Below are 26960 nucleotides of genomic sequence, written 5' to 3' on the forward strand. Positions count from 1 at the left end.
GCAAAACGTATAGAGTCCGTTATGATAGAAGAAAATGCTTAGGGGACATGAGCTATGGAGTTATTCGATCGTGTTTTATCCATTAACGATTTGGATGCTGTCATCGATTTGCTAAGCTTTGAGCTGGAAAGACCGGTGATCGTTGAAAGTGCCGATTATACCTTGCTAGCGTACAATTCGCACTATATACACCATTTTGATGACGCGAACCAGCAGACAATATTCACAAAGAAATGGACGCTGCCAATTTACGAAAGATTTATTGAGGCAGGGATTGTGAATAAGCTGAAAACATACGAACGCCCATTCACCGTTTTGGCAATGCCGGAGATTGGGTTGAATACACGTATTGTTGTGAGTGCCAAGCATAAAGAACGTGTTATGGGTTATGTCTGGATACAGGAAATGGAGCAGCCGCTGTCAGCATCAGATGTTAATTTTCTTTATGAGATTTCTTTCCATATTGGTCGGCTGATTTATGATATCCAGAAGTCGAAGTTAAAACAGGAAGAAAAGGAAGATCGTTTTTATCAAAATATTTTCAATAATTTGTATAAACGCTCTTCTGATTTAGAGTGGGGGGCAAAGGAATTTGGTGTTGTACTGCCAAATTATTTTGCTGTTGCAGCTGTTGAACTGCCGCAGCAGGATGAGCAGCTGCTGTATGATTTGCAGCAAGTAGCTCAAACGACACTTCAGCTCGAGGATAAATTACACCACGTGCTCATCAAGGATGATACGTTATTAATCGTCCATGGCGGTAAGAAAGCTGATGCACCGATTGAAGCATTAGCTAGGGAAGTCATTCAAAGGATCCGCGATTATGCGAAGGATAAAGGAGCTTGTATCCTTAGCGGTGTTGGAAGTGTGTACAGCGACTCGATTGCGATGTTAACAAGCGCGGCGCAGGCAAGAGAAGTTATTCAAGCAATGAAATTAACCCATCGGCCAGTACCGTTGTATTATAAGGATCTGCATATTTACCGTTATCTGCAAGCAATATCCGATAAAAATAAGGAACTTGACTATGAAAGTGAAGATCTAAAAAAGATACAGAAGCTGGACCCAAATGATAAAAAAGAGTTACTAAAAACGCTGGAACTGTACTTGCTGCATAACTGTAAGATCAAGCCGACTGCCGCAGCTCTTTTTGTTCATCCGAATACAGTCAATTACCGAATTAATCAAATCAACGAAGCATTACAGCTGGATATGACAGACGTCATGCAAAAATTTCAACTGCTTCTGGATTTGATGACGAGAAGGAAGGATTGCTAATAACACACAATCGTTATTAGGTTTTTTTGTACGGTGCTCCGGCCCAGCTCCGGCAGAATACTTCGCTTTCCGCGGGCACGGCCTCAGCCTCCTCGCGGAAATTTCGCCGCTGCGGGGTCTTCGACCCGCGCTGTTCCCGCTGGAGTCTACGTATTCTGCCTACGCTATTTTCGTTTTCCTACATCAAAGCAATTAGCACAAATTAGCGGCGTGATATTTCCCGAAGCAGTTTCCTATACTCTATAATGGAATAAATCCAAACGATACTGTTATTAAAATACAGAGTCGTTTGGATTTTTTCTTGGCTCAATACCATCCTGCAAATCTATATCAGGTTCTATTACGTCCTTTTCACTGAAATTCGTTTGATAAGGATAATTTATGATAGTAAGGGAATGTGTCACTTTGCTGTGTATCCCAAAGATGTTGCGAATAATCACGTGCGTGTGTGCGCATTAGGTGAAATAAGCCGTGTTCTTTAAAGTAGGGGATGGCTGCACCATATACGTCATTCATGCTGTTATGATCGATATATTTCGACCATAATATGGCGAATTGCCAGTAATACTCCTGGTTGTTCCTCTCCTCACACACTTCTATCCCTGTTCGGTAATAACTCTCCGCTTCTTCTGTTCGTTCCAGAATATAAAGCGAACGTGTTAATGTGTACAGTGCCTGGATGTATAACGGATGGTCAGGGTATTCGATGGCCTGCTGCAAATAAGAGATACCTTTCGCATCTGCTTGCTGTTTATGATACATAAGTCCAAGATTGAATTGGCATACAACAGCCAAATCTTCTTGACCTTCGCTTGCAGCAATAGACAATGCTTCTACAAGATTGGTTTCTGCCTTTTCAAATTCCCGCAAGTCAATTTGATTTAAACCTTGCAGGGACTTGCAGTTCGCCACCTTCAGTTTATACGTTGGATTCTTCTCATATATAGCGATTGCTTTTTCCAAATGAAAACTGGATAACGCATTGATATCCAAGTAATAGAATTGCATCGCTTTATTATAATGCAGTCCGGCATGTTCGTCCTCGTCGTTAACTGCGTGCATATAACTTTCCGCTTTTTCAAAAAGGTCGACTGCAGCAAGGTATTCTTTTCTATGAAACTTTACAAGGGCCAGGAAACAATAATAGAAAAAGGCTTGAAGATCAAACAACTTATCAGGCTGAAGCTGCAAAAGTTTTTCTTCAGCAAGCACTACATGGCCCATCAATAAATCATACCTTGCATCCAGCAGCAAATAGCCGTTCCATGCGACATCTTTAAAATCACCAGCTTGTAAAGCAGCATACACTTCTTCACGAAGATTGGCTGATTTACTCCGATTACGTGATTTTATTGTCTTATGCCAATTCCGCATGAGGCTAATCAATTGTTCCGTACTTTCCATAACAGCCATATGTAGTTACTCCTAGTAGTTTAATATGCTGGACGGCTCATTTAGTGAGTCAAGGCAGAGAAGAACAAAGCTACTGTTGGAGTTAAACAGCTTTGTGACCGTCCCGATAGAATACAGTTAGTTTACCATATCATATTCTTTTACCGATTATTAAAGTGAATAGTTAGTGAAGGTGTTCGTAATAAAAGATTAGACATTTTTATTTAAATGTCTAGACATTTAAATTTTTAGAGGTATAATACATTTGAAAGCGCTTTAATAAAATTTAAGGAGTGTTATCTATTATGAATAGAATCTTATTAGCCTGCAGTTCCGGTATGTCCACAAGTCTTTTGGTTACAAAAATGCAAGCGTTTGCAAAGTCGATTGATGAGGACGCTGAAATTTGGGCAGTTGGACAGGAACAAGCGAAGAAAGAGATGGAAAATGCTGATGTTGTATTAATTGGCCCACAAATGAGTTTCTTAAAAGGAGAGCTTGCTGCAGAAGCCCAGCAATATGGCATCAAAGTCGAAGTAATCGATATGATGGCTTATGGAATGGCAGATGGGGAGAAAGCATACAAACAGGCAATCAGTCTGATAGGAGCAACATCATGAATGAGTTGAAGATAGAGGAACTGACTAACGAACAAATTTGCTTTCAGATGATTTTGCATAGCGGCAATGCTAGAAGCAAAATTTTGCAGGCTTTACGACTTTACCGAGAGGGCTCAATGGAGGAAGTTGATAAAATGCTTGTCGATGCGGAAGATGACTTGGCGCTTGTGCATAAAGTACATTTTCAAATGGTCCAACAAGAAGCTGCTGGAGAACAGCAGCAGTTGTCTCTTTTATTCCTGCATGCAGAAGATCATTTCATGTCGACATTAACCATGAAAGAAATGATTAAAGAGTTGATACCAATCTTTCAACAAATGAAGGGATAAGGGAGGAAACAGTCATGTTCGATAAATTGAGTAAATTCTTAATTCCTATTGCCGGTAAATTGAATAACAATCGTTATCTTGGAGTCCTGCGTGATGCTTTCATGCTGGCATTCCCGCTGACAATTTTCGGTTCTATTATGGTCGTGCTGGCTAATTTGCCCTTCTTGGATAATGTGCTAAGTGAAACAATGCTAGCCGGTGTTCAGGAGTCATTAGGATCTGCGCCAAATGCGACAATGAATATTGCATCTGTATTTGTTGTCTTTGGTATCGGATATTATTTAGCAAAAAGCTACCAGGTTGAAGCTGTTTTTGGAGGAGCAGTAGCTTTGACTGCATTTCTTTTACTGACCCCATTCTTTGTTTCAACAGAGAGCGGGGAAGTAGTCAGTAATGTGCTTGCTGTTGATCGGCTGGGAGCTAAAGGCATGTTCCTTGGTATGATCGTCGCGTTTCTTTCTGGAGAAATTTATCGTCTTATCACACAGAAGAAAATCGTAATTAATATGCCGGCCGGTGTACCGCCAGCTGTATCGCAATCATTTGCTGCTTTAATCCCAGCGGTTGTGACGTTATCAGTATTTTTAATACTCAATATTATTGTCACACAAGGTTTTCATACAAACTTGCATGATGTCATCTTTAAGACGGTGCAGGCACCGCTTGTGGGACTTGGCGGAGGGCTGCCAGCTACTTTGATTGCTGTCTTCTTTATTCAAATTCTCTGGTTCTTCGGGCTGCATGGACAGATTATTATCAATTCGGTGATGGACCCAATCTGGAATACATTGTCACTTGAAAACTTGCAAGCTTATACCAGCAATGGAGAACTACCGCATATTATTAATAAACAATTCATCGAAGTCTATCTCGTTGGAGCAGGAGGAACAGGGATGACGCTGGCCGTACTGGTCGCAATTCTCTTATTTATGAAAAGTAAGCAGATGAAGCAGGTCGGCAAGCTGGGAATCGGACCTGGGATTTTTAATGTGAACGAGCCGGTGATCTTCGGGCTGCCGATTGTAATGAATCCATTAATTCTTCTGCCATGGATTATCGCACCATTGATTGTGACGGTTGTAAGCTACACAGCAATGGCAATTGGCTTGGTTCCACCGCCAACTGGAGTTACGATTCCTTGGACAGTGCCTATTTTTATAAGTGGTTTCCTCGCAACGAATTCAATCGCAGGTTCCCTACTGCAACTCGTGAACGTTTTGATTGTATTCGCCATTTGGTTCCCATTCCTTAAGTTTATAGACCGCATGAATATGAAACAAGAACGGGAAGCAGAACAGAAGAATCGTGCAGCTGATATGCAAGCACCAAAGGAGAAGATTTGATATGGAAGTAACAGAACAGAAACAAAAACAAGTAGATTACGAATTTCCGAAGGATTTCTGGTGGGGATCTTCGTCCTCAGCTACACAAATGGAAGGTGCAGCCGCTATGGATGGGAAAGGCCAAAATATATGGGATTACTGGTATGAACAGGAGCCAAACCGTTTTCACAATGGGATTGGTCCTGCTGAGACTTCTGGGTTCTATTACCGTTATAAAGAGGATATTCGCCTCATGAAGCAAATCGGCCATAATTCTTTTCGTTTCTCAATCTCCTGGTCGAGACTAATCCCGAATGGCACTGGAGCGGTAAATAAAAAGGCGGTAGCTTTTTATCAGAATGTAATTGATGAACTGTTACATCATGATATCGAGCCGTTTGTTAACTTGTTCCACTTTGATATGCCGATGAGTTTGCAGGAGAAAGGCGGCTGGGAAAGCAGGGAGGTTGTTGATGCATATAGTGAGTACGCCTCTATCTGTTTTGAACTATTTGGAGATAAGGTAAAAAAATGGTTCACGCATAATGAACCAATTGTACCGGTGGAAGGTGGATATTTATATGATTTCCATTATCCAAATGTAATTGACTTTAGGCGCGCTGTACAAGTTGGCTATCATACGCAACTTTCTAGTGCCCTTGCAATTCAAAAATACCGAGAACAACAACAAAACGGTCAAATTGGTATTATCCTGAACTTGACACCGTCCTATCCCCGGAGCAACAATCCAGCAGATTTGGAAGCTTCACGGATTGCAGACGCGTTCTTTAATCGTTCATTCTTGGATCCTTCTGTGAAAGGGGAGTTTCCAAAAGATCTATTGGACATTCTTCGGGAAGAGGGGTATATGCCGTCCTATACAGAAACAGATGTAGCAATTATACGTACAAACACTGTTGATTTACTAGGGGTGAATTACTATCAGCCCCGGCGAGTTAAAGCAAAAGAGAATGCTGTTCATCCAGATGCACCATTTATGCCGGATAGATTCTTTGATTCCTATGAGATGCCTGGACGGAAAATGAATGTTCATCGTGGATGGGAAATATATGAAAAAGGAATCTATGATATCTTAATTAATTTGCGAGATAATTATGGAAACATTCCTTGTTTTATTTCTGAAAATGGCATGGGGGTCGAAGGAGAGGAAAAATTCCGTGACGATTCAGGAATTATCCAAGACGATTATCGAATTAAATTCATCCAAGATCATTTGCGCTGGACACATCAAGCTTTAGAGGAAGGAGTGAATGTACGAGGATATCATCTATGGACATTTATGGATAATTGGTCATGGATGAACGCCTATAAAAACCGTTATGGATTCGTATCTGTAAATCTTGAAAAAGGCGGAGAACGTACGGTTAAAAAGAGCGGAGAATGGATAAAAAAAGTGGTGCAGCAAAATGGTTTCTGATGATGGCGGCCGATATGGCCGCCATTTTATGCTTAATTGCTGTATTACCAGTATTTTGATAAGCTAACATAAATAGATCGGCACCAGCAGAGGAGGAATGCATATGAAATACCAGGCGATATCAGAAGAAATCAGACATCGTATTGAATCAGGGTTCTATCCTCTCGATCAGCCGTTACCAGATGAGCATAGCCTTGTCGAAGAGTTTTCTTGCAGCAGAATGACAGTGAAGCGCGCGCTTGACGTACTTGCAGCAGAAGGGATTGTCTACCGAAAACGAGGGCATGGGACTTTCATTGTACAGTCTTCTTTCCAGTCTGACTATATTCATGTTGGTACCAATGAAACGCTTGGTTTTACAAGCCTGATGCAGGAAAAAAAGGTCACATCAAAGCTGCTTTTGTTTGAAATAATAGCACCTACACCGGAAGTGGCTTCCTATTTAGCTATTTCAGAGGAAACTTCAGTCTATCACCATATACGGGTGCGCTGTGTGGACAATAATCCACATGTTATTGAAGAAACATATATGCCAATAACATTGGTGCCAGGTATTACACCTTCAGTATTGAATCAATCTGTATATGCTTATATGAAGGAGGAACTAGGATTGAAAGTAGCTGGTTCCCGCCGCCGTATCAGAGCAGAGCAGGCAACTGAACTTGATCAGAAAGAATTGGGGTTATCGAAAGAAGAGCCTGTCCTTGTCATCGAGCAGGTTGCTTATCTCAATACTGGCATTGCGTTCGAGTATTCTTTTGCAAGGCATCGATTCGATAAGTTCGAAATTACAACAGTGAATATTAATGGCAAGTGACCCGTCAGTTTTCTGACGGGTCACATTTTTGTTGCAGCAATTGCATTCCGAACTTTTTCCACGGATGCTTGCGCTTTGTCTTTTTGGCGCATAATAACAGTGACATACAATGCATCAATAATACTCAGCTGCGCAATTCGGGAAGCAAGTGCTTCCGATCGGTAAGCTGTTTCTTCGGAGCTTGTATGTAAGGCGACATCTACTTGCTGGCCAATAGGCGATTTTGGAAACCCAGTAATGGCGATTGTTTTGGCTCCGGACTTTTTGACCGTTTGAAGCAGCTGGTAAGCATCTTTGCTGGCACCTGAATGAGAAAAGATAAATGCGACATCTTTATTAGACAGCTGCGAAGCAGACATCAGCTGCAAATGAGCATCAGGAAAGGCGAAGGCAGGTACGCCTGAGCGGACAAATTTATGATACGCATCCATTGCGACCGCATTGGACCCGCCAAAACCATAAAATTCAACTCTATTGGCACGAAGAAGCAGGTCGGCTGCCTGTTCAAGCTCATTTTCACCGAGTACTTGCAAAGTGTTTTCCAACGTTCGTATATTTGATTGAAAAATTTTTTCGGCGACCATTTTTGCATCATCGCTGTCTGTGATGTCTTCGTGCAGCATTTCGTTCGGTGCAATAATCTCAGGAGCTAATGCAATTTTTAATGCTTGGTAGCCTTTATAACCAATTCGCTTACAAAAACGGGATACCGTAGCATCAGCCACATCTAAGTGGTCGGCTACTTGGCTAATTGTCTGGTGTACGATCGTTTCGGGCTGTTTCAATATGAAATCGGCTATCTTTTTTTCTTTATCACTTAATCTCGGATAGTGAGAGCGAATGCCCGCTAAACCTTGCTGTGCCAAGAAAATCAGCTCGCTTTCGTCCTAATTGTTAGCAGTAGTATAGCATAAATTTACTGTAATCGCTTGCAATATGAAAATTATTTTCTTATTATGGTATCATAAACTGAAAATTATTTTGAAGGAGAATATATATCATGCATATTGGATTAATCGGTCTTGGAAAAATGGGATTCAATCTTGGTTTGAACTTGTTGGACAATAATTTTGAGGTTGTTGCTTTTGATGTAAGTGAAGAAGCGCGCACGAAATTTGCTGAGACGAATGGTGAGGCTGCGTCTTCTTTGAAAGAATTAGCAGAAAAACTGCCAAGCCCTAAGATTATCTGGTCAATGGTTCCTGCTGGAGAAATCACGGAAAAAGTGCTGGATGAGCTGAAGAGCTATCTATCTGAAGGAGATATTCTGATGGACGGCGGAAACTCCAACTACAAGGAATCAGTGGAACGTGCAAAGGCTTTTGCTGAACATGGCATTCATTTCTTTGATGTAGGTACGAGCGGCGGAACGGATGGAGCGCGTCACGGCGTGTGCACAATGATTGGCGGAGACGCAGAAGTGTTCAAAACAATTGAACCAATCTTCCAAGCAATCAGTGTAGAAAATGGCTATCATTACGCGGGCAAAAGCGGAAGCGGTCACTTCTTGAAAATGGTCCATAACGGCGTGGAATATGGTATGATGCAGTCGATTGCAGAAGGCTTTGAAGTATTAGAGAAAAGTGATTTTGACTTTGATTATGAGCATGTTGCGAAAGTATGGAACAACGGTTCAGTTATCCGCTCTTGGCTGATGGAACTTGTTGAATCCGCATTTAGCAAAGATCCGCAACTGGATGCCATTCGCGGTGTGATGCATTCTTCTGGTGAAGGCAAATGGACAGTTGAAACAGCACTTGAGCTGCAAGCAGCAACACCTGTTATCGCGATGTCACTCATGATGCGCTATCGCTCATTAGATGAAGATACGTTCTCTGGAAAAGTAGTCGCAGCATTGCGAAATGAATTCGGCGGTCACGCAGTGGTGAAACGCTAACAAAAGGGAGGGGAAGAAGTTGCAAGCTTCCTATATGATCGGCGTAGATATGGGGACGACAAGTACGAAGGCCGTCCTGTTCACAACAACTGGCGAAGTAATTGCAAAGGAAGGTATTGAATATCCGTTGCATTCGCCAACAGCGGAAACAGCTGAGCAAGATCCGGAAGTGATATACCAAGCTGTAGTTTCAACCATTAAAGATACGATTCGCATTAGCGGTGTGGACCCAGCAGCGATACGCTGTATTTCCTTTAGTTCTGCCATGCATAGCGTTATTGCTGTCGATGCTGACAACAAACCGCTCACGGCATGCATCACTTGGGCTGATAACCGAGCAACAAAATGGACGGAGAAAATCAAAGAAGAAACAGACAGCCATGGCATTTATGAGCGTACTGGCACGCCGATTCATCCAATGGCGCCGTTGTCGAAGCTGCGCTGGCTGAAAGAAGAACATCCAGCTATTTTCCAGCAGACTGCTAAATTCATTTCCATAAAAGAATATGTTTTCTTTAAGCTATTCGGCAGCTATAAAGTTGATTATTCGATCGCTTCTGCAACAGGCATGTTCAACTTGGAGAAGCTCGATTGGGATGAGGAAGCGCTAGAGGTTGCTGGTGTTACTGCCAATCAGCTATCCGAACCGGTATCAACGACGTATCAATTTATCGGTCTGACAGAACAGATGGCAGAAGAACTAGGTGTGATGCGGCAAACACCGTTCATCGTCGGTGCAAGTGACGGGGTTCTGTCCAATCTTGGGGTAGGTGCAGTAGAAGAAGGCGTTGTAGCCGTCACTATCGGAACGAGCGGAGCAATTCGTGCTGTAACGGACAAGCCTACAACAGATCCAAAGGGGCGTATCTTCTGTTATGCGCTGACGGAAAATCATTGGGTCGTTGGCGGACCGGTGAATAATGGCGGGGTTGTACTTCGCTGGGTGCGTGATGAGCTAGGTGCAGCCGAAACGGAAACGGCAGCACGGCTCGGTATTGATCCGTATGAAGTGCTTACCAAGATTGCTTCACTCGTAAAACCAGGATCAGATGGTCTGTTATTCCACCCTTATTTAGCAGGAGAGCGCGCACCGCTTTGGGATGCCAATGCTCGCGGTTCCTTCTTCGGGCTTGGGCTGCATCATAAGAAAGAGCACATGATTCGTGCGGTTCTGGAAGGTGTCTTATTCAATCTTTACTCGGTACTGTTAGCGTTGACAGAATTGACAGGCAGCCCGAAAAAGATTCAAGCTACAGGCGGTTTCGCACGATCAAGCTTATGGAGACAAATGATGGCAGATATCTTTGATCAAGAAGTGCATATCCCGGAAAGCTACGAAAGTTCTTGTCTTGGAGCAGCTGTTCTCGGTTTGTATAGTCTCGGCGATATTGAGTCATTTGATGTTGTCAATGACATGATTGGACGTACGCACCACCATACACCAAATCCGGAGTGTGTGGATGTTTATCAAGAACTGATGAGCATTTATATTCAGTTGTCTCGGACTTTTGAAACAGAATATGCACGAATTGCTGATTTCCAGCGGAGAATGCTGCAATAATGCGGCTTTCTCTGCCTTAGTCTGTGAAAGCGCTTAAACAACAAAGAAGAGGGGAAATCGAGATGGAGATCTATCTTTTATCTATGACCTTATTAGCTATCGTTATTGTTATTATCGGTGTTACAGTTTTCAAATGGCATGCTTTTATCAGCTTAACTGTCGCAAGTCTTTTCCTGGCCATCACGGCAGGTCTTTCATTCGATGAAATTGTAAAAGCTTATGAAACAGGCGTCGGCGGCGTGCTTGGCCACCTTGTCGGTATTCTGGCATTAGGAACGATACTTGGTAAAATGATGGCTGATTCTGGTGCGGGTAATCAAGTGGCGAATTTCTTTGTAGACAAGTTCGGACCAAAAAGATTGCCATGGGCCATGTTCTTAGCCGGTTTTATTATTGGTATCCCGGTCTTTTTTGAAGTAGGTATATTAATCGTACTACCGCTTGTAATCAGTATTTATAAAACGACAAAGCAAAACATTTTGTTGATTGCTTTGCCAGTCATAGCTGGTCTTTCCATCGTGCACGGACTTGTTCCCCCGCATCCAGGAGCTCTTGCAGCTATTAGCATTTATGAAGCAGATCTTGGTATGGTATTACTGTACTCCCTCGTTATTGCGATACCAGCTGGAATTCTTGGCGGTCCGGTATTTGCGAAATGGGTGCATAAGCGGGTCATTCCGCAAGGCGAGCCGAATCTCATTAAAGTGACGCAGCCGGAAAGCACACCGGGAACAGGCATTAGTTTCTTTGTCATTTTGCTGCCGGTGTTGTTAATGATTTTGTCAGCAGTTGGACCTTACATGAAACTTCCTAATTTGGCAGAAGAACTGCTCGCTTTCATCGGAAGTCCATTAGTAGCATTATTGGTTGCGGTCTTTGTAGCTTATTACTTCCTTGGGTTCCGTCAGGGGATGGACCGTGATCGATTAAAGAAAATGACAGAAGAATGCATTTTGCCTGTCGGTTCTATCATCTTAATCATTGGTGCCGGCGGCGGATTCAAACAAGTGCTTATCGACAGCGGTGTTGGTGACACAATTGCACAAATGTCGACGAATTTATCTCTTTCTCCAATTGTGCTGGCATTTCTTGTTGCTGGTCTGATCCGGGTTGCGACTGGATCTGCGACTGTGGCGCTGACCACAGCGGCAGGTATTGTATCGCCAATCATTACCCACATGAGTGGTGTGAATTTGGAGTTGCTTGTCATCGCAACAGGAGCGGGTTCGCTTATGTTATCTCATGTCAATGACGCCGGTTTCTGGATGGTCAAAGAATATCTGGGCTTAACAGTGAAAGAGACATTCCGAACATGGACAGTGCTGGAGACCATTCTTGCATTTGTTGCTTTTGGCGGCGTATTGATTATGGATCTCTTTGTTTGATGCATATCTAGTAAACGATACGAGGCTGAGACATAACTGTTTAAGCTATATAATGATCCAAACAATACTGCAATTACCTGCAGCGTTGTTTGGATTATTTGCATTGGAAATTTAGATGAGCGCATCGCTTCGGAAATACACTCCGCTTTCCTGCGGGCGGCTGGGGAGCCTCCGTGTATTTCCTACGCTAATTTTTGTTATGAGAAACCTTCACTAGTGTAGGGAGAATGTGTAGACTCCTCGAAAAAGATAGCGACTTTCTTGTCGGTGTCTACTTCAAAAGCCATTCCTGTTCGACAATAACAGCTAAAGTTGGAGAGGCAGCAGCCGTCAGAGGGCTGCATTAAAAAGTATGGATCCAGTCATCGTTCGCATTTAGGATGAATTAATCTTGTTTTGTCCCAGGCTCGTTTCTTTATGTCATCATGAAGTAAGGTCTTTGCTAATTGTCGAAAGAAAGCATATGATAGCTTCATGAACTTTATAGGTTCTAATTATCTTGGAAGGTGATCACATCATGAAACGATTATATTTTCTGACGATCCTGCCTTTTGTCGGGATGTTAGGATTTCTTCCTCTCGTGAACAGAGTGGAGCCATTTGTGCTGTCCATGCCGTTTGTTATGTTTTGGATTGTTTTATGGACTGTACTTACTAGTATTATTCTGGCTGTTATCTACAAGCTGGACCCACGAAATAAAGAGGATGAAGAACAATGAATAGTGCACTTATTATCATATTAGGATTTCTGCTGTTAGCTGTTTTCTTAGGCATTCGGTCTACCAAAGGAAAACAAATGGACCTCGAGCAATGGACAGTCGGGGGGAGAGGTTTTAGTGCCATCTTCGTCTTCTTGCTCATGGCAGGGGAGATATATACAACGTTCTCTTTCCTTGGCGGCAGCGGCTGGGCGTACGGAAAAGGAGCACCAGCACTATATGTACTGATGTACATCTGTTTATCTTATGTTGTCTCGTACTGGCTGTTACCGGTCATTTGGCGATATGCAAAAGAACATAAGCTTGTGTCACAGTCTGACTTCTTTGTGAAAAAATACAACAGTCCGTATCTCGGCGTACTTGTTGCATTAGTCGGGGTTATCGGCATGATACCTGTTATCGTCGTACAGCTAAAGGGATTAGGAATTATCGTGTCCCAAGCTTCGTACGGCGCTATTTCCATGGAAACAGCTGTATGGATTGGCGCAATCAGTTTAACGATATACGTGATGCTCTCTGGCGTGCACGGATCAGCTTGGACTGCTTTAATTAAAGATATCGTAATGGTCGTTGTTATTTGTTTTCTAGGTATCTATTTGCCGTTACATTATTTTGGCGGTTTTCAGCCAATGTTCGAAGCTGTCCATACAGCTAATCCGGACTTCTTAAGGTTTCCGGACGATGGCAATAGCGTCACTTGGGTTATTTCGACCGTCTTGCTGCTTGTATTGGGATTCTACATGTGGCCGCAAGTCTTCAGCTCTACTTATACAGCGAAAAATGCACGCGTATTCCGAAAAAACGCGATCATCAGTCCGTTGTATACACTCATGCTTCTGTTTGTCTTTTTAGTAGGAACCGCCGCCATTTTGACGGTGCCTGGATTGGAAGGAGAAGACGTGGATCTGGCCTTAATTCGGATTTCAATGGAAACCTTTGATCCTTGGGTTATCGGCATTATAGGAGGAGCAGGCTTACTGACAGCACTAGTACCTGGTTCCTTGCTGATAATGAGCACAGCCACGTTATTAGCAAAGAACATCTATAACGTATTTGCTCCGAAATCATCACAACAAACAATCGGGAAACTAGCACGGCTGCTTGTTCCTGTTGTCAGCTTAGTCGCTGTTCTTTTCACACTGCATGGCGGAGCAACATTGTCTAATATCATTTTGATGGGCTACAGCTTAATGACCCAGTTGGCTCCATCGTTGTTCTTTAGTCTCTGGAAAGGGAATTTCGTTAACAAGTATGGTGCAGGTGCAGGGATTATTGCTGGATTAACTGTTGTCGCTTATATTACGACGACACACACTACCCTAGTGGATTTATTCCCGTTCTTACCATCGGCATGGAATGATGTGAATACGGGGATTATTGCATTGGTTGTGAATGTTGTAGTTATGATTGTTGTGAGTTTGGCGACGAAAAGAAAACAGGGTTAATTTGTACCCTAAATGATATAAGTTAAAATGCGTGTTGGCTGGCATGAAAACGGTACTGTACCGGACTCATGTCAGCCAGTTTTTTGTATACGGTAGTGTTATAGTGGATAATCAATAGAGTCTAAGGCAACTCGAAAGGAGGAACCTGGGTAGTCACTTTATCCATAGAACGACAAGGTGAACTACTATAATCACTGCTAAAACGCGTACTCTTTAAATAAGCTTCATTATGTAAGCGTAATCATTTTGAATTGTTGAGCTTTTGTAAGATTGCTAAAATACAAATGGAGGTCCTCGCTTCATCGAGATTCGAAAACACGCGATTCAAACCAAAGGAGGTAAGTATGAAGAAATTCTTTCGCGTATCGTTACAAATAAAAATTTTAGGCTTGGTCATTTTTCTCTTGCTTCTCGTTTTAAGCCTAGTCACTTGCATGGTTGTCTATATGGAATCAAATGAAGATGTAGAAAATGCTGAGTATTTAGCATTGCAGACGGCCAAAACGGTTTCTTACATGCCAATAGTCCAAGAAACAATTATCCAGAATCGACGTATGGAAAGCATTGATGCAATTTCGGAACAAATTCAAGAAGAAGTCGACGCTTCAGCTATTAGAGTAGTATCCCGGTCAGGAGAAACAGTAGGGGCAACCGAAACAGAATCGACTGTAGAAACAACAGGCAGGGATTATTATCGAGCTGTAGTGTATGGCAGTAATTACATTCTTTATACGGGGAAAGGTGATAAGGAGATTCTCAAAGGGATTGCACCGATCATTGTTGACTATGGTGACTACAAAAAAATGGAAGGTGCCGTTATAGCGGAATTCAAAATGCAAGACATACATAACGAAACGAAAACGGATATTAAGAGGATTATCACAGCATCTAGTGCTGTATTTATCTTGGGGATTGCAGGCAGCTTCCTGTTAGCTCGAAGCATTCGCAAGGATACATTTGGACTGGAACCATATGAAATTTCAACCCTATACCAAGAGAGAGAGGCTATTCTCCAATCTGTTAAAGAAGGTATTGTCGCTATTGATCAAAAAGGCATCATAACAATGGTCAATGTTTCAGCACAAGAGCTGCTGCACCTTCCTAATCATGCAGAAGGTCAGACTGTATATGACGTCATAACTTCTCCGCAATTCCTGGAAATGGTCGCTTCTATAGAAGGAATTACAAATAAAGAGCTCCACTATAAAGACAAAAATCTGATTGTTAATACGAGACCGATACGCAGGAGAAGTGACATAGTCGGGACAGTTATTAGTTTTAGAGATAAAACCGAGATAAAGAAAATGGTTGATGCGCTTTCAGAAGTCAAACAGTATACGGAAGATTTAAGAGCGCAGGCTCATGAATTTACAAGCAAATTATATGTTATTTTAGGACTAATTCAATTAGATAAACTTCAAGAAGCGATTGAGCTGATTCAGGAAGAAACGCAATCTCAAAAACAAGTAACAGAAATGTTTTTCAGAGATATTCGGGATGAGAAGATTCAGGCTATCATACTGGGTAAATTGGCTAAAGCCTCTGAGAAGAAAGTCAACTTTAAGATTGAAGAAGGCAGTTCTCTCGAGCCATTGCCTGACCATATCCCACTGTCAAAACTTATTATTATTTTAGGTAACGTCATAAATAATGCATTCGATGCAGTTATGGATAACGAAGAAAAGATTGTCTCCTTTTTCGTCACCGACTTAGGAAGGGATATTGTGTTCGAGATAGCTGATAATGGTAAGGGTCTTGAAAAAGGTACCGAGCAGAAAATCTTTCAAAAAGGCTTTTCTCTTAAAGGGGAAAATCGAGGATACGGCTTAGCCCATGTCAGAGAAGAAATAGAATTATTGCAAGGAACGATAGAGATTGGGAGCTATGAGCAAGAAGGTACAATTTTCACCATTATTCTGCCAAAGGAAATGGAATGAAATATTTGGGAGGTATCACTCATGTATAGGGTTATCATTGCCGAAGATGATTTTCGTGTAGCACAAATTCATGAAGAGTTCTTAGCTAAAATGCCGAATCTCAAATTAGTAGGAAAAGCAGGGAGTGCGAAAGAGACCTTTCAACTGCTTGAGAAACACACTGTCGATTTAGTGCTGCTTGATGTTTATATGCCTGACCAGCTTGGCACAGAATTATTGCCTAAAATCAGGGAGTTACACCCGCACGTAGATATCATCATGATTACAGCGGCCACCGATAAGATTTTCTTAAAAAAAGCAATGAGCTATGGTGTCCAAGATTATTTAATAAAGCCAGTTATGATTGACCAATTCAAAGACTCGATATCTCGATATCTTAAAAAAAGGCAGCTGTTACAATCTGCTTCTGAGGTTAACAAAGGAATTCTAGAGCAGGTATTTGGGTCACACCAGCCCGATCAATCCGAAGCCCCTCTTCCAACTGGAATCGACTTTAGGACACTGGAGAAAATTAAAAATATTTTAGAGAAGGAAAGTGATGGCATTACTTCTGAGAAAGCAGGAGAAAAAATAGGAGCGTCAAGAACAACAGCACGAAGATACCTTGAATATTTGGTCGGCATTGATGAAGTGAAAGTTGAACAAGTATACGGAATTGTTGGTCGTCCTGAACGGCGATATTATCTAGATAATCAGGTGAAAAATAAGTAGCGTACTTGAGATACATCTTGTGAACTTAATGAACAAAACGTTCTTTAAGTATATAAAGTGTTTAATTTTGAAAACGTTTACATTAATTATTTGAAAAGCTAAGATAAATGCACGAAGTCATTACATCTTGTGATAAAGATGAGATGACAACAATGAAAAGGAGTGTTTATATGAAAAAGTTCGGAATGATAGTTATGTTGTTTCTTCTTCTTTTTGTCACGGCCTGTTCAAGCAGCACTTCCTCAAGTGCTGAATATCCTTCTAAAAATCTAGAAATCATAGCGCCAGCTTCACCAGGTGGTGGTTGGGATTTGACAGCACGTTCAGTTGAAAATGTGTTATCAAGCCAAAATCTGGTCGAAGAGAATATGTCTGTCGTTAACAAGCCAGGCGGTGGCGGAGAAGTGGGTTGGAAACACCTAGAATCCCAAGATGCCCATTCTCTAGCAATCAATTCCAGTCTAGTACTGACGAATAATCTTCTCGGTCAAAGTGAACTGACTTATAAGGGTTTCACTCCTATCGCGACACTGGCAACGGAATGGCAATCCCTTGCTGTTCCTCCTGATTCTAAATTTGAATCTGCTAGCGAATTATTGGAAGCCATTAAAAAAGATCCAGACTCTATCAAAATTGGTGTTGGACCAGGATTAGGGAATGATGATCATTTATCTATTGTGCAAGCAGCTAGTGAATTTGGTATTGACCCTTCCCAGTTAAACTTCCTTGTATATGAAGGTGGCGGCGATGTTGTAACTGCTTTGCTTGGTGGTCATGTTGATGCAGTTACAACATCACTATCTGAAGTTAAAGATCAGTATCTAGCGGACAAACTCAATATTCTAGCGGTTTCATCTGATAAACCAGTGGAAGAAATTGAAGATGTGCCCACTTGGAAAGATCAGGGAATTGACTTGGTATTCCCTCACTGGAGAGGAATCATGGGTCCGCCAGATATGACAGAAGAAGAAATTGCTTATTGGGATGAAAAATTAGGCGAAATGGTCGAGACCGACGAGTGGAAAAAAGTGTTGGAAAACAATGACTGGGAAGGGTTCTATAAAAATAGTGGAGAGACCAAAGCGTTTATGGAAGAGCAGCACAAGTTGTATAAGGGTTTAATAGAAGACTCCGGATTAGTTAAATAGGAACAAAAGAGGTGAATGTAAGATGAAAGCAATTAAACTAAGCGTTCCTATATTTTTTATACTTTTTAGCACGGTTTTCTTAATTGCGTCCTTTAACTTGCCCAAGGCGAATTTAGGAAATCCAAATGCACCCATTTACTTTCCGGCTGGATTAAGCATAATCATGCTCCTTTTTAGTGTCATCTATCTGTTCCAAGAACTAAAAAAACTTCATAAAGAAAACAAATATATTAAGGAGATGCTTTCTGGAAGAACGCCGAAGCTGATAGGATTTACACTCTTGTTAGGGATAATTTACAGCTTTATATTCGAACGTATCGGATTTCTTTCCTCTACCATCATTTACTTGGGTGCCCTCCTATTTTATATCAACGGGGTGAAGAAATGGATGGTTAATATCATTGTAACAATTGTCTTTTCCTTTATATCGTGGTACGCATTTAGCGTGTTACTTGGAGTGAGTTTACCTTAGGAGGTGGTCAGATGGATGGAGGCAGTTTTGTAGATGGTCTTATGCTTTCCTTGCAGCCAATAAACATATTCTGGATTATCATAGGTGGATTTTTAGGAACAGTTGTAGGAATGCTTCCTGGTCTAGGTCCAGCGACTGCTGTTGCCGTTTTAATACCCGTTACATTCGGAATGGATCCTGTCAGTGCAATCATATTGATGGCTGCGATCTATTATGGGGCGATGTATGGCGGATCACGAAGCTCAATCCTTTTAAACACGCCAGGAGATGGTTCCGCTATTGCTGCGACTTTTGATGGCTATCCAATGGCGAAAAAAGGGCAGGCGGGTGAAGCGCTAGCCATATCAGCGGTCGCCTCTTTCATAGGTGGTTTGATAGCTGTTGTGGGATTTATATTTCTGGCAGAACCCTTAGCTACCTTTGCCTTAAAGTTTGGGCCAGCTGAATATTTCTTATTAATGCTGCTGACTCTTTCAGCTATTGTCGCTCTATCAATCGGTAAAATGGTCAAAGGTTTTCTCGCCATGATGATGGGGCTTACCTTAAGTACGGTGGGAATCGATACGCAAACAGGCGTTTACCGTTTTACCATGGATATCCCACATTTAAGTGAAGGTATTGATTTCCTAATTGTCATCATTGGTGTGTATGCAATTGGTGAGGTGCTTTATAACTTATTAACAATTGATCGAGAGAAAAAGGAAAAGAAGAAGGTTGGAAGGGTTTGGTTTACAAAGGAACAATGGAAAAGATCGAAATGGCCGATCTTACGGAGCGGGCCTATTGGTTTTCTTATTGGAGTACTACCAGGTGCCGGGGGATCGATTGCATCGATGATTGGTTATACGACAGAAAAACAGATTTCTAAGAAACCAGAAGAATTCGGGAAAGGTGCACCCGAAGGACTAGCTGCGCCAGAATCTGCTAACAACGCAGCGTCTGTTGGGGCTATGATTCCGCTCCTAACCATGGGTATCCCAGGGTCCGGGACAACCGCTGTTATGCTTGGAGCTCTTGTCATGCTTGGTCTTAGACCTGGTCCACTGTTATTTGAGCAACAACCCGAAACAGCTTGGGCTTTGATCAATAGTATGTTTATCGGGAATATTGTTCTAATCATTATTAACATTATGCTGGTTGGATTACTCGTGAAAATTCTTGATACCCCATCCAAAGTGCTGTATCCAATCATTGTAATTTTAGCTTTTATTGGGACGTATACGTTAAGCTACTCTACAATCGACTTTTTCTTATTACTCATTTTTGGATTCTTTGGTTTGCTCCTGAAAGTCATGGACTTCCCACTAGCTCCACTTGTTCTTGCTTTGATTGTGGGAGCGGAAATGGAGCAAAACTTCAGAAAAGCTTTATTATCATCAAATGGCAGTTTCGACATTTTCTTCTCATCTGGAGTTAGTATTGCTCTAGTCATACTAACTATAGTGTCTTTACTTTACCCGTTAATTTTCAAGTTCTTCAAAAAAAGAAGTCGAGTCAATAATCCAGATCAGGCTTCTAAATCATCTTAATACTAAGAAAATAGGGAGGCGATCGTTATCTCGAACCAATCAAGCTATGATCTAGTCGTTGTGGGTGCTGGTAATGCTGCTTTATGCGCGGCTATCTCAGCACGTGAAGCAGGAATAACTGTACTAGTTCTTGAAAGAGGGCCCGAACAGAAACGCGGTGGGAATTCGTACTTTACAGATGGTGCAATCCGTTTTGCGTACAACGATATCCGTGACATAAGAAAACTCATTCCTCTCTTATCAGATGAAGAAGCTGACAAGATTGTCATGCCAGAATATAGTACAAGAGATTATTATGAAGATATCATGCGCGTAACTGGTGGGAAAAGCACGCCAGCATTAGCGAACCATGTAGTCAGCGAATCCTATAATACGATTTCCTGGATGAAAGAGCACGGTGTGGAATTTGAATTGAACTATAATAACCAATCCTATGAAAAAGACGGGCAATTCCATTTCTGGGGCGGTCTCCCCGTAAAAACAAAAAACATTGGAATGGGGTTAATGACGACGCTGTTTTCCAGAGCAAAAGAGCTTGGAGTTGATATTTGGTACGAATCCCGCGCAATTGAATTAAAAACGGAGAACGGCAGGATTTCTTCTGTTTTAGTTGAGCAAAACGACCAAACGATTGAAGTCTCTGTCTCAAGTTGTGTCCTAGCATGCGGAAGCTTTGAAGGCAATAAACAAATGCGCGCTGAGGAGATTGGTGAAGAATGGGAAGCAGCAATTGTCCGCGGCACGGAATATAATACAGGTGATGGACTAACGATGGCATTAGCTCTCGGAGCCCAAAAAAATGGGGAATGGTCTGGCTGCCACTCAATCGGCACAGATTATAACGCTCCAAAAGTAGGAGACTTCACGAAACCTGGCGATATTTTCAAAAAACATTCCTACCCATTAAGTATCATGCTTAATAAAGAAGGAGAACGATTTGTCGATGAAGGTGCTGACTTCAGAAACTATACTTACGCTAAATATGGCCGAGAAATCCTAAAGCAGCCTGGTCATGTTGCTTATCAAATTTATGACCAGCAAGTCCGTCCCATGTTACGCAAAGAATATAACCTGAAAGAAGCTACTTATTATCAAGCTGATACGCTAGAAGAACTAGTTGAAAAACTGCCGGTGAACAAGAAGGCATTCTTAAACACTATCTCAGCATATAACGATGCACTGGAAGAAGGCTACTACAACCCAACTGTAAAAGATGGCAAATCTACAAAAGGCATTACGCCGCCGAAAACAAACTGGGCACTACCAATAGAAGAAGGACCTTTCTATGCCTTTCCTGTTACATGCGGGATTACCTTTTCGTTTGGAGGAGTGTCAGTAAACACAGATGGTGAAGTGTTAAATAAAAATAGAGAACCAATCGCAGGATTGTTCGCTGCTGGAGAAATGGTTGGCGGTATCTTTTACGAAAATTATCCTGGAGGCTCAGGCTTAATGTCTGGGGCGGTATTTGGCAAAACGGCAGGTATATCAGCAGCCCGTTACGTAGAATCTAAAAATACAAATATACCTTCTTAAATCATTGGAAAGCCACCAGCTTTATGGTGGTTTTTTTGCTTGGGTGAATGGTTGTGCGTTCACACTATTCCAACACTTGCAATAATGTACTATCTAGAAAAAGCTGCTTTCGTTTATATTCATGTAAGACTACTTGAAAGGAGAGTCAACATGAATATCACTTCTTTTCTCATTTACTGCTTTATTGTCACCTTTACGCCAGGGCCTACTAATATTGTTATTCTATCGATTGTTCATCGACTCGGGGCGAAAAGAGCTATGCAGTATACATACGGAGCCACTATTGCTTTTGGTTTGTTATTATGTATATCGGCTGTGTTGAATGCATTGCTTGTAACGGTCTTGCCGAGAGTATTATTATTCATGCAAGCAATCGGCAGCTTGTATATGATTTTTCTAGCCTATCAAATTTATAAATCAAATGCTTCTAAAACTTCTGAACATCAGAACAGCAGCTTTCTATCAGGCTTTCTTATGCAATTTCTGAATCCTAAAGTAATTCTTTTCACGATGACAGTAATTCCGTCCTTCGTTATGCAAGCATACAAGGAAAGCTCCGTCATACTGTTATATGTCGTGGTGATCACAACCATTGGATTCTGCGCATTTGCTGCTTGGGTACTTTTCGGAACGGTGTTTAAAAGATTCTTGCAAAAGCATACAAGAATAGTGAATATTGTATTAGCAGTATTTCTGCTATATGCGACTTGTATGATGTGGGTTTAGCCAAAATTCAGAGGTGAAGAAATGGAAAAGTTCATCTATAGAAAGTCAGCAGGTGTCACAGCTTTGTCAGTAAGTATGAAAGATTTCACATATAAGAAACATGCGCACAGAGAGTACGCATTAGGAGTTACGCTAAGAGGTATTCAACAATATAACTTGGACGGTCATAACCAATTATCCTACCCAAATGGTGTGATGCTTTTTAATCCGGAACAGCCACATGACGGAATGGCTTATGATGACGACGGTCTTGACTATGTCATGCTGTATATAGAGCCGGAGTTAATGTTAGAAATGACAGAGCAAAAAGAAGTTTTCTTATTTTCCAACCCGATTGTTTACAATGGAGAGCTGGAGCGAAAGATTGTTAATTTGTCGACCGCAGTGTTAAACCAAAGAGATGAAGCACTTTGCTACGAACTGCTTGTCTCTCTGATAGATAGTCTTACCTTAATCGAAATGAAAACAAGTTACCGAAAAGCCGATCCCTTCGTTTCAAAAGCTAAGGAGATGATGCACGCTAGCTTACATAGCGTTCTAAAGCTTGATGAGATATGTAAGGAACTTCAGCTTTCCAAATTCAAGTTTATTAGATTATTCAAACAACATACTGGTATTTCTCCTTATCAATACTTTTTAAATGGAAAGGTAGAGCTAGCTAAACACATTCTTGAGAAAAGTCGTGATGTCTATATGGCTGTGGCTGCATGCGGATTTGTTGATTTAGCTCATATGAATAGACATTTTAAGCACAGCTATGGAATAACTGCATACGAATATATGCAATTTTTTAAGTGGTGATGATTATTTTAGACGTGCGCGCACAGTCTGCAGCATCTCCTTTTGTATGAATGTTTCTCTTAAAGTCAGTACGATACGCCCTTCAACTGAGGGCTTGTCTAGAATTTCATTGTCATAAGTCAGATGTATCGTAAGTTCATCCTTATCTGTTAACAGGAAAAAGGTGTATAAAGAAGTTTGTTCTTGATCACCGATAAAACGTTCAACGGCCATTTGACCAGCCATGTTTCCCCACCATGATTGGAAAGTTTCTAAGCAGCTAGTAAAGCTTTCATCATCTTTAAAGAGTGCTTGAAAATCTTTTTTATGGTTCTTCATGTGAATAGAAGGATTAGGTGACAATAATGTTTCGTTCCATAGCTGTTTTAGCATGGGCTTCAGCAATTTTGGTTCTTGTACTTCCCATGGATTATTTGGGATGCTTGGAAATACGTGTGCATCCTGCTTGGCGTAATTATGAACAAATTGCAGGAAATTGAGGGTGTCAGGTGCATCTGTATATAAAATACGATCTTTCTTCCTTTTCATCATCTTACCTCCATATAAAGGAAAAGCCTGCAGTCAAGTGCTGCAGGCTTTTCTGTTTATTTATTATTTATCTCTTTTTGCTGCTTTTTTTGCCTGTTTTCTTTCCTTGCGGCGCTGTCTTTCTGCTTTATGATGCTCTTGCAGGCTGAAGCGTGTTGTCATTTCGTACACGATTGGCACGATAACAAGTGTTAGCAAGGTAGAACTGATGAGACCGCCGATAACGGTAATACCTAGTCCTTTGGAAATAAGTACCGATCCGCCGCCTTCAAATCCGAAGGCAAGTGGTGCAAGGGCACCGATAGTTGCGATGGCTGTCATCAGGATTGGGCGAAGACGTGTCACTCCGGCTTCGAGAATTGCTTCCCGAGTTGTGACGCCTTCTTTTTCCTTATGAATAATTCGGTCAACGAGCACGATAGCGTTTGTAACAACGATACCGATCAGCATCAGTACTCCGATTAGAGAAGATACGCTGATTGTTTCACCGCCGATAAGCAATCCTACTAATGCTCCAATAACCGTAAACGGCAGGGAGAATAGGATAGCAAATGGTGCAAGTGCTCCGCCGAAGGTCAGCACAAGGACAAAGTACACAATCGCAATGGCTGCTAGAATAGCAAGGCCAAGCTGTGTGAACGATTCAGTGATTTGTTCGGAAGTTCCGCCTTGATCAATGCTTACACCATCTGGCAGTTCCAGTTCATCAATGTCTGCTTGCAGCGCTGCAGTAGCGGATGCAACATCGCTGCTCTTAATATCGGCAGATACAGTACCATAAAGTTTTTCATCACGGCGCTGCAATGTATTTGGAGACTGGCCGTCTTCGATTTCTGCAATCTCGTTCAAAGCAACTTCAGTTCCTAGGGAAGTCTGGATGGTTGTATTCTCCAGGTCTTCTCTATTTTCAAACGATTCATTTGCTACTTGGACGTAAACATCCAATGATTCGCCATCTTCGTTTTGAATTGTTGCAAGTGATGGCTGACTGCCAATATTGGTAAGCTGGCCGGTAACTTGAGCTGCTGTCAGACCAAGTGCTGCCAGTTCTTCCTGATTGGCTACAATAGTATATTTATCATATTGTTCGGAAGCGTCCGAGTCGATATTCGTTAAGTCGTCATTGTTCTCCATGACGTCCATGATCTGCTGCGATGCAGTTTGGATATCTTCGACACTATCACCATACACGTAGTACTGCGCACTGCTGCCGCCAGTACCTGTCATGTCGATTGATCCCCACTCGCCCTGATCCGTCATTCCTTGCAGCTCTTCAACAACCGCCTCTGTCTCTGCTTGGATATCCTCGAAGTCATCTTCATAACCCAAGTAGAAGAGTGCGGAGTCACCAGCTGACAATGCCATTGGATTACCGCCGCTGCTGATTGTATACTGCAGTGTTTCTACTCCTTCGCGATCAAGCAGCATTTCTTCTGCATCTTCTGTAATTGCCTGAATGTCCTCACGAGTTTGACCAGGTTCTGGAGAATACGATGCGACAACCATCTTCTCACCTGAACTTGGAATAAAGCTGACACCAATGGCAGGGACTAAGAACAAGCTTCCGACTAGTAAAACAATCGCGATGGCGAAAGTAATAATTTTGTGTGTTAACGTCCAGTTGAGGACTCGCTTGTAGAAGTTCGCCAGTTTACTAGGTTTTTCTTCTTTATGTTTATACGTATTTGCTTCTTCAGCTGTAGTGCCGCGATCCAATCGCTTACGGAACAGCGTATGAGCGACCATTGGGACAACGGTTATAGCAACGAGTAAGGATGCCAATAGAGAAAATACAACTGCCAATGCAAACGGCAGGAACAATTCTCCGATTTGTCCTTCTACCAATCCAAGCGGCAGGAATACGGCTACTGTAACAACAGTAGAGGAAAGAATCGGGATGAACATCTCGCGTGTTGCATCAATAATTAATTCCTTTCCGCGCAGTTTTTCATCTGCTAAGGACATACGTCGGTAAATATTCTCCACTACAACAATGGAGTCATCAATTACCCGTCCAATCGCCACCGTAATGGCACCTAATGTCATGATATTCAAGCTGATGTCCATTGCATAGAGGAAGATTAATCCGATTAAAATCGATAAAGGAATCGAAATAACGGAAATAATCGTAGAACGGATATTTCGCAAGAACAAGAGAATGATAATGACGGCAAAGATAGCTCCAAAGAGGGCTTTGTTTACCATCGTATGGACGGAATCCTCAATCGGTTTTCCTTGGTCCATCGTTGATACGATGTTCATACCATCATGATCTTCTTCAAATTGCTTCATTTGATCTTTTACAGCATTTACAACTTCTACTGTATTTGCGTTAGGATCTTTTGTAATATCAATCCCGATGGAATCTTCTCCGTTAGTACGGGAAATGGATTCAACTTCGCCAACTACTTCCACTTCTGCAATGTCTTGCAGCTGAACAGTTGGAAGCTCAGTCGGTGCTTGTGCAGCTTGTGCCGCTGCTTGCCCGCCTTGTGCACCTGCTGCTTGCTGTGCGCTTGCCGCGCCAGTTAACGGGATTTCTAGATTACGCAAGTCATCAAGATTAATAATGTTTCCATCAACAGCGACGTTCTTTTCACTGTCTCCAAATTGGTAGAGTCCAAGCGGATAAGAGTCGCTGCTGTTTTGAATGATCTGACCGACTGTATCCTGTGTCAAACCGTTCTCAGCTAGTGCATCTTCATCGTACGTAATCTGTACTTCCTGAACCTGCTGTCCGGAAATACCTACAGAACCGACGCCTTCAATGCCTTCTAGTGCAGGCTGTAAGTCTCTTTCAACTGTTTGTGTCAATTCTTCAATGCTTTGATTGCTGTTTGAAGCACTTAACGTAATAATTGGGAAAGCGTCGAAGCTCATTTGTGATGCTGCTGGTTCTTCTGCATCATCTGGAAGCTGCACTTTTTCCAGTGCGTCCTTAAGTTCTGTTTCTGCTTCATCCAAGTCTTTCGAGTACGCGTACTCTAATTGAATAGTGGAAGCGTTTTGCATGGATGTGGAGCTTAAGTTCTCTACACCATCCAAGCTTTGTACCGCCTGTTCAAGCGGCTCTGTTACATTTTCCAATACTTCTTCTGGCGGTGCGCCAGGATATGTAGTGGTTACAGAAAGTACCGGAACACTGATATCAGGCAGTGTTTCCAATTTCATATTTGTGCCGGCATAGATTCCCGTCACGACAACCATAATGGTCAGCAACCATACGGCAACTTTGTTTTTTAACGAAAAGTTGATAAACTTTCTCACGGTCCAGCTCCTCTATTCCCTATTTGACCGACTGGTCATTCTTCCTCTATACTATAGTAGTATCACCCAGTTAATGCAACAATTATAACAGGGTTATTGGAAA

The 26960-nt window shown here is 41.9% G+C and carries 23 protein-coding genes; 19 read left to right on the forward strand and 4 right to left on the reverse strand.

Translation table 11 applies throughout. The features are described from left to right. Window positions 1-54: 54 nt before the first annotated feature. The gene (locus tag B1K52_RS08800) at window positions 55-1278 is read left to right on the forward strand and encodes a PucR family transcriptional regulator (RefSeq protein ID WP_077307365.1); all 1224 of its coding nucleotides are present in this window, start codon (window positions 55-57) and stop codon (window positions 1276-1278) included. A gap of 351 nt (window positions 1279-1629) precedes the next feature. Here B1K52_RS08800 and B1K52_RS08805 read toward each other — a convergent pair whose 3' ends face one another. Beyond that, window positions 1630-2691, reverse strand: coding sequence for a tetratricopeptide repeat protein (locus B1K52_RS08805; RefSeq protein WP_077307367.1), 1062 nt, complete (start codon window positions 2689-2691; stop codon window positions 1630-1632). Window positions 2692-2975: 284 nt separating this feature from the next. On the opposite strand from B1K52_RS08805, the gene B1K52_RS08810 reads away from it, so the two are divergent. The 5 genes from B1K52_RS08810 to B1K52_RS08830 all read left to right on the forward strand — a co-directional run bounded on the left by B1K52_RS08810 (window position 2976) and on the right by B1K52_RS08830 (window position 7196). Then, window positions 2976-3290, forward strand: a complete 315-nt coding sequence (locus tag B1K52_RS08810; RefSeq protein WP_077307369.1) for a PTS sugar transporter subunit IIB — start codon at window positions 2976-2978, stop codon at window positions 3288-3290. Continuing rightward, window positions 3287-3619, forward strand: a complete 333-nt coding sequence (locus B1K52_RS08815; protein WP_077307371.1) for a PTS lactose/cellobiose transporter subunit IIA — start codon at window positions 3287-3289, stop codon at window positions 3617-3619. The genes B1K52_RS08810 and B1K52_RS08815 overlap by 4 nt, the downstream gene beginning before the upstream one ends. 14 nt (window positions 3620-3633) lie before the next feature. Then, the gene (celB, locus tag B1K52_RS08820) at window positions 3634-4962 is read left to right on the forward strand and encodes a PTS cellobiose transporter subunit IIC (RefSeq protein WP_077307373.1); all 1329 of its coding nucleotides are present in this window, start codon (window positions 3634-3636) and stop codon (window positions 4960-4962) included. A gap of 1 nt (window position 4963) precedes the next feature. Next, window positions 4964-6379, forward strand: coding sequence for a glycoside hydrolase family 1 protein (locus tag B1K52_RS08825; RefSeq protein ID WP_077307375.1), 1416 nt, complete (start codon window positions 4964-4966; stop codon window positions 6377-6379). Window positions 6380-6476: 97 nt separating this feature from the next. Further along, entirely contained in the window at window positions 6477-7196 is a 720-nt protein-coding gene (locus B1K52_RS08830; RefSeq protein ID WP_077307377.1) for a GntR family transcriptional regulator, read from the forward strand. Window positions 7197-7216: 20 nt separating this feature from the next. Here B1K52_RS08830 and B1K52_RS08835 read toward each other — a convergent pair whose 3' ends face one another. Further along, complete coding sequence (locus B1K52_RS08835; RefSeq protein WP_077307379.1) at window positions 7217-8062, reverse strand: MurR/RpiR family transcriptional regulator; 846 nt, start codon at window positions 8060-8062, stop codon at window positions 7217-7219. A 134-nt stretch (window positions 8063-8196) separates the two neighbouring features. On the opposite strand from B1K52_RS08835, the gene gnd reads away from it, so the two are divergent. The 13 genes from gnd to B1K52_RS08900 all read left to right on the forward strand — a co-directional run bounded on the left by gnd (window position 8197) and on the right by B1K52_RS08900 (window position 23062). Continuing rightward, window positions 8197-9093: a phosphogluconate dehydrogenase (NAD(+)-dependent, decarboxylating) gene (gene gnd / locus B1K52_RS08840; RefSeq protein ID WP_077307381.1), complete on the forward strand. Its 897-nt coding sequence runs from the start codon at window positions 8197-8199 to the stop codon at window positions 9091-9093. Window positions 9094-9127: 34 nt separating this feature from the next. Then, window positions 9128-10654, forward strand: a complete 1527-nt coding sequence (gene gntK, locus B1K52_RS08845) for a gluconokinase (protein WP_077310552.1) — start codon at window positions 9128-9130, stop codon at window positions 10652-10654. 62 nt (window positions 10655-10716) lie between these two features. Beyond that, on the forward strand, window positions 10717-12039 hold the full coding sequence (locus tag B1K52_RS08850) for a GntT/GntP/DsdX family permease (RefSeq protein ID WP_077307383.1): 1323 nt from the start codon (window positions 10717-10719) through the stop codon (window positions 12037-12039). A gap of 517 nt (window positions 12040-12556) precedes the next feature. Beyond that, the gene (locus B1K52_RS08855; protein WP_077307385.1) at window positions 12557-12757 is read left to right on the forward strand and encodes a DUF3311 domain-containing protein; all 201 of its coding nucleotides are present in this window, start codon (window positions 12557-12559) and stop codon (window positions 12755-12757) included. Continuing rightward, window positions 12754-14202 (forward strand): sodium:solute symporter family protein, encoded by a 1449-nt coding sequence (locus B1K52_RS08860; RefSeq protein WP_077307387.1) that lies wholly within the window; start codon window positions 12754-12756, stop codon window positions 14200-14202. Before B1K52_RS08855 ends, B1K52_RS08860 begins: the two co-directional genes overlap by 4 nt. Before the next feature lie 344 nt (window positions 14203-14546). Continuing rightward, window positions 14547-16139: a sensor histidine kinase gene (locus B1K52_RS08865; RefSeq protein ID WP_077307389.1), complete on the forward strand. Its 1593-nt coding sequence runs from the start codon at window positions 14547-14549 to the stop codon at window positions 16137-16139. A 21-nt stretch (window positions 16140-16160) separates the two neighbouring features. Then, a complete protein-coding gene (locus B1K52_RS08870; protein ID WP_077307391.1) occupies window positions 16161-16850 on the forward strand; it encodes a response regulator in 690 nt (229 codons plus the stop codon). 170 nt (window positions 16851-17020) lie between these two features. Beyond that, window positions 17021-17998, forward strand: coding sequence for a tripartite tricarboxylate transporter substrate binding protein (locus B1K52_RS08875; RefSeq protein ID WP_077307393.1), 978 nt, complete (start codon window positions 17021-17023; stop codon window positions 17996-17998). A gap of 22 nt (window positions 17999-18020) precedes the next feature. Next, entirely contained in the window at window positions 18021-18470 is a 450-nt protein-coding gene (locus tag B1K52_RS08880) for a tripartite tricarboxylate transporter TctB family protein (RefSeq protein ID WP_077307395.1), read from the forward strand. Between the two features lie 11 nt (window positions 18471-18481). Beyond that, a complete protein-coding gene (locus tag B1K52_RS08885; RefSeq protein ID WP_077307397.1) occupies window positions 18482-19999 on the forward strand; it encodes a tripartite tricarboxylate transporter permease in 1518 nt (505 codons plus the stop codon). 27 nt (window positions 20000-20026) lie between these two features. After that, window positions 20027-21535 (forward strand): FAD-dependent tricarballylate dehydrogenase TcuA, encoded by a 1509-nt coding sequence (tcuA, locus tag B1K52_RS08890; protein ID WP_077307399.1) that lies wholly within the window; start codon window positions 20027-20029, stop codon window positions 21533-21535. Between the two features lie 150 nt (window positions 21536-21685). After that, window positions 21686-22261 carry a LysE family translocator gene (locus tag B1K52_RS08895; RefSeq protein ID WP_077307401.1) on the forward strand — a complete coding sequence of 192 codons (576 nt, stop codon included), beginning with the start codon at window positions 21686-21688 and terminating at the stop codon, window positions 22259-22261. Between the two features lie 21 nt (window positions 22262-22282). Beyond that, on the forward strand, window positions 22283-23062 hold the full coding sequence (locus B1K52_RS08900) for an AraC family transcriptional regulator (protein ID WP_077307403.1): 780 nt from the start codon (window positions 22283-22285) through the stop codon (window positions 23060-23062). Between the two features lie 3 nt (window positions 23063-23065). Here B1K52_RS08900 and B1K52_RS08905 read toward each other — a convergent pair whose 3' ends face one another. Both B1K52_RS08905 and B1K52_RS08910 read right to left on the reverse strand, forming a co-directional pair. After that, window positions 23066-23590, reverse strand: coding sequence for a hypothetical protein (locus tag B1K52_RS08905; RefSeq protein WP_077307405.1), 525 nt, complete (start codon window positions 23588-23590; stop codon window positions 23066-23068). Between the two features lie 63 nt (window positions 23591-23653). Further along, on the reverse strand, window positions 23654-26857 hold the full coding sequence (locus tag B1K52_RS08910) for an efflux RND transporter permease subunit (protein WP_077307407.1): 3204 nt from the start codon (window positions 26855-26857) through the stop codon (window positions 23654-23656). Between the last annotated feature and the right edge of the window lie 103 nt (window positions 26858-26960).

It is taken from the genome of Terribacillus halophilus (genome assembly GCF_900162685.1).
GTDB lineage: Bacteria > Bacillota > Bacilli > Bacillales > Amphibacillaceae > Terribacillus > Terribacillus halophilus_A.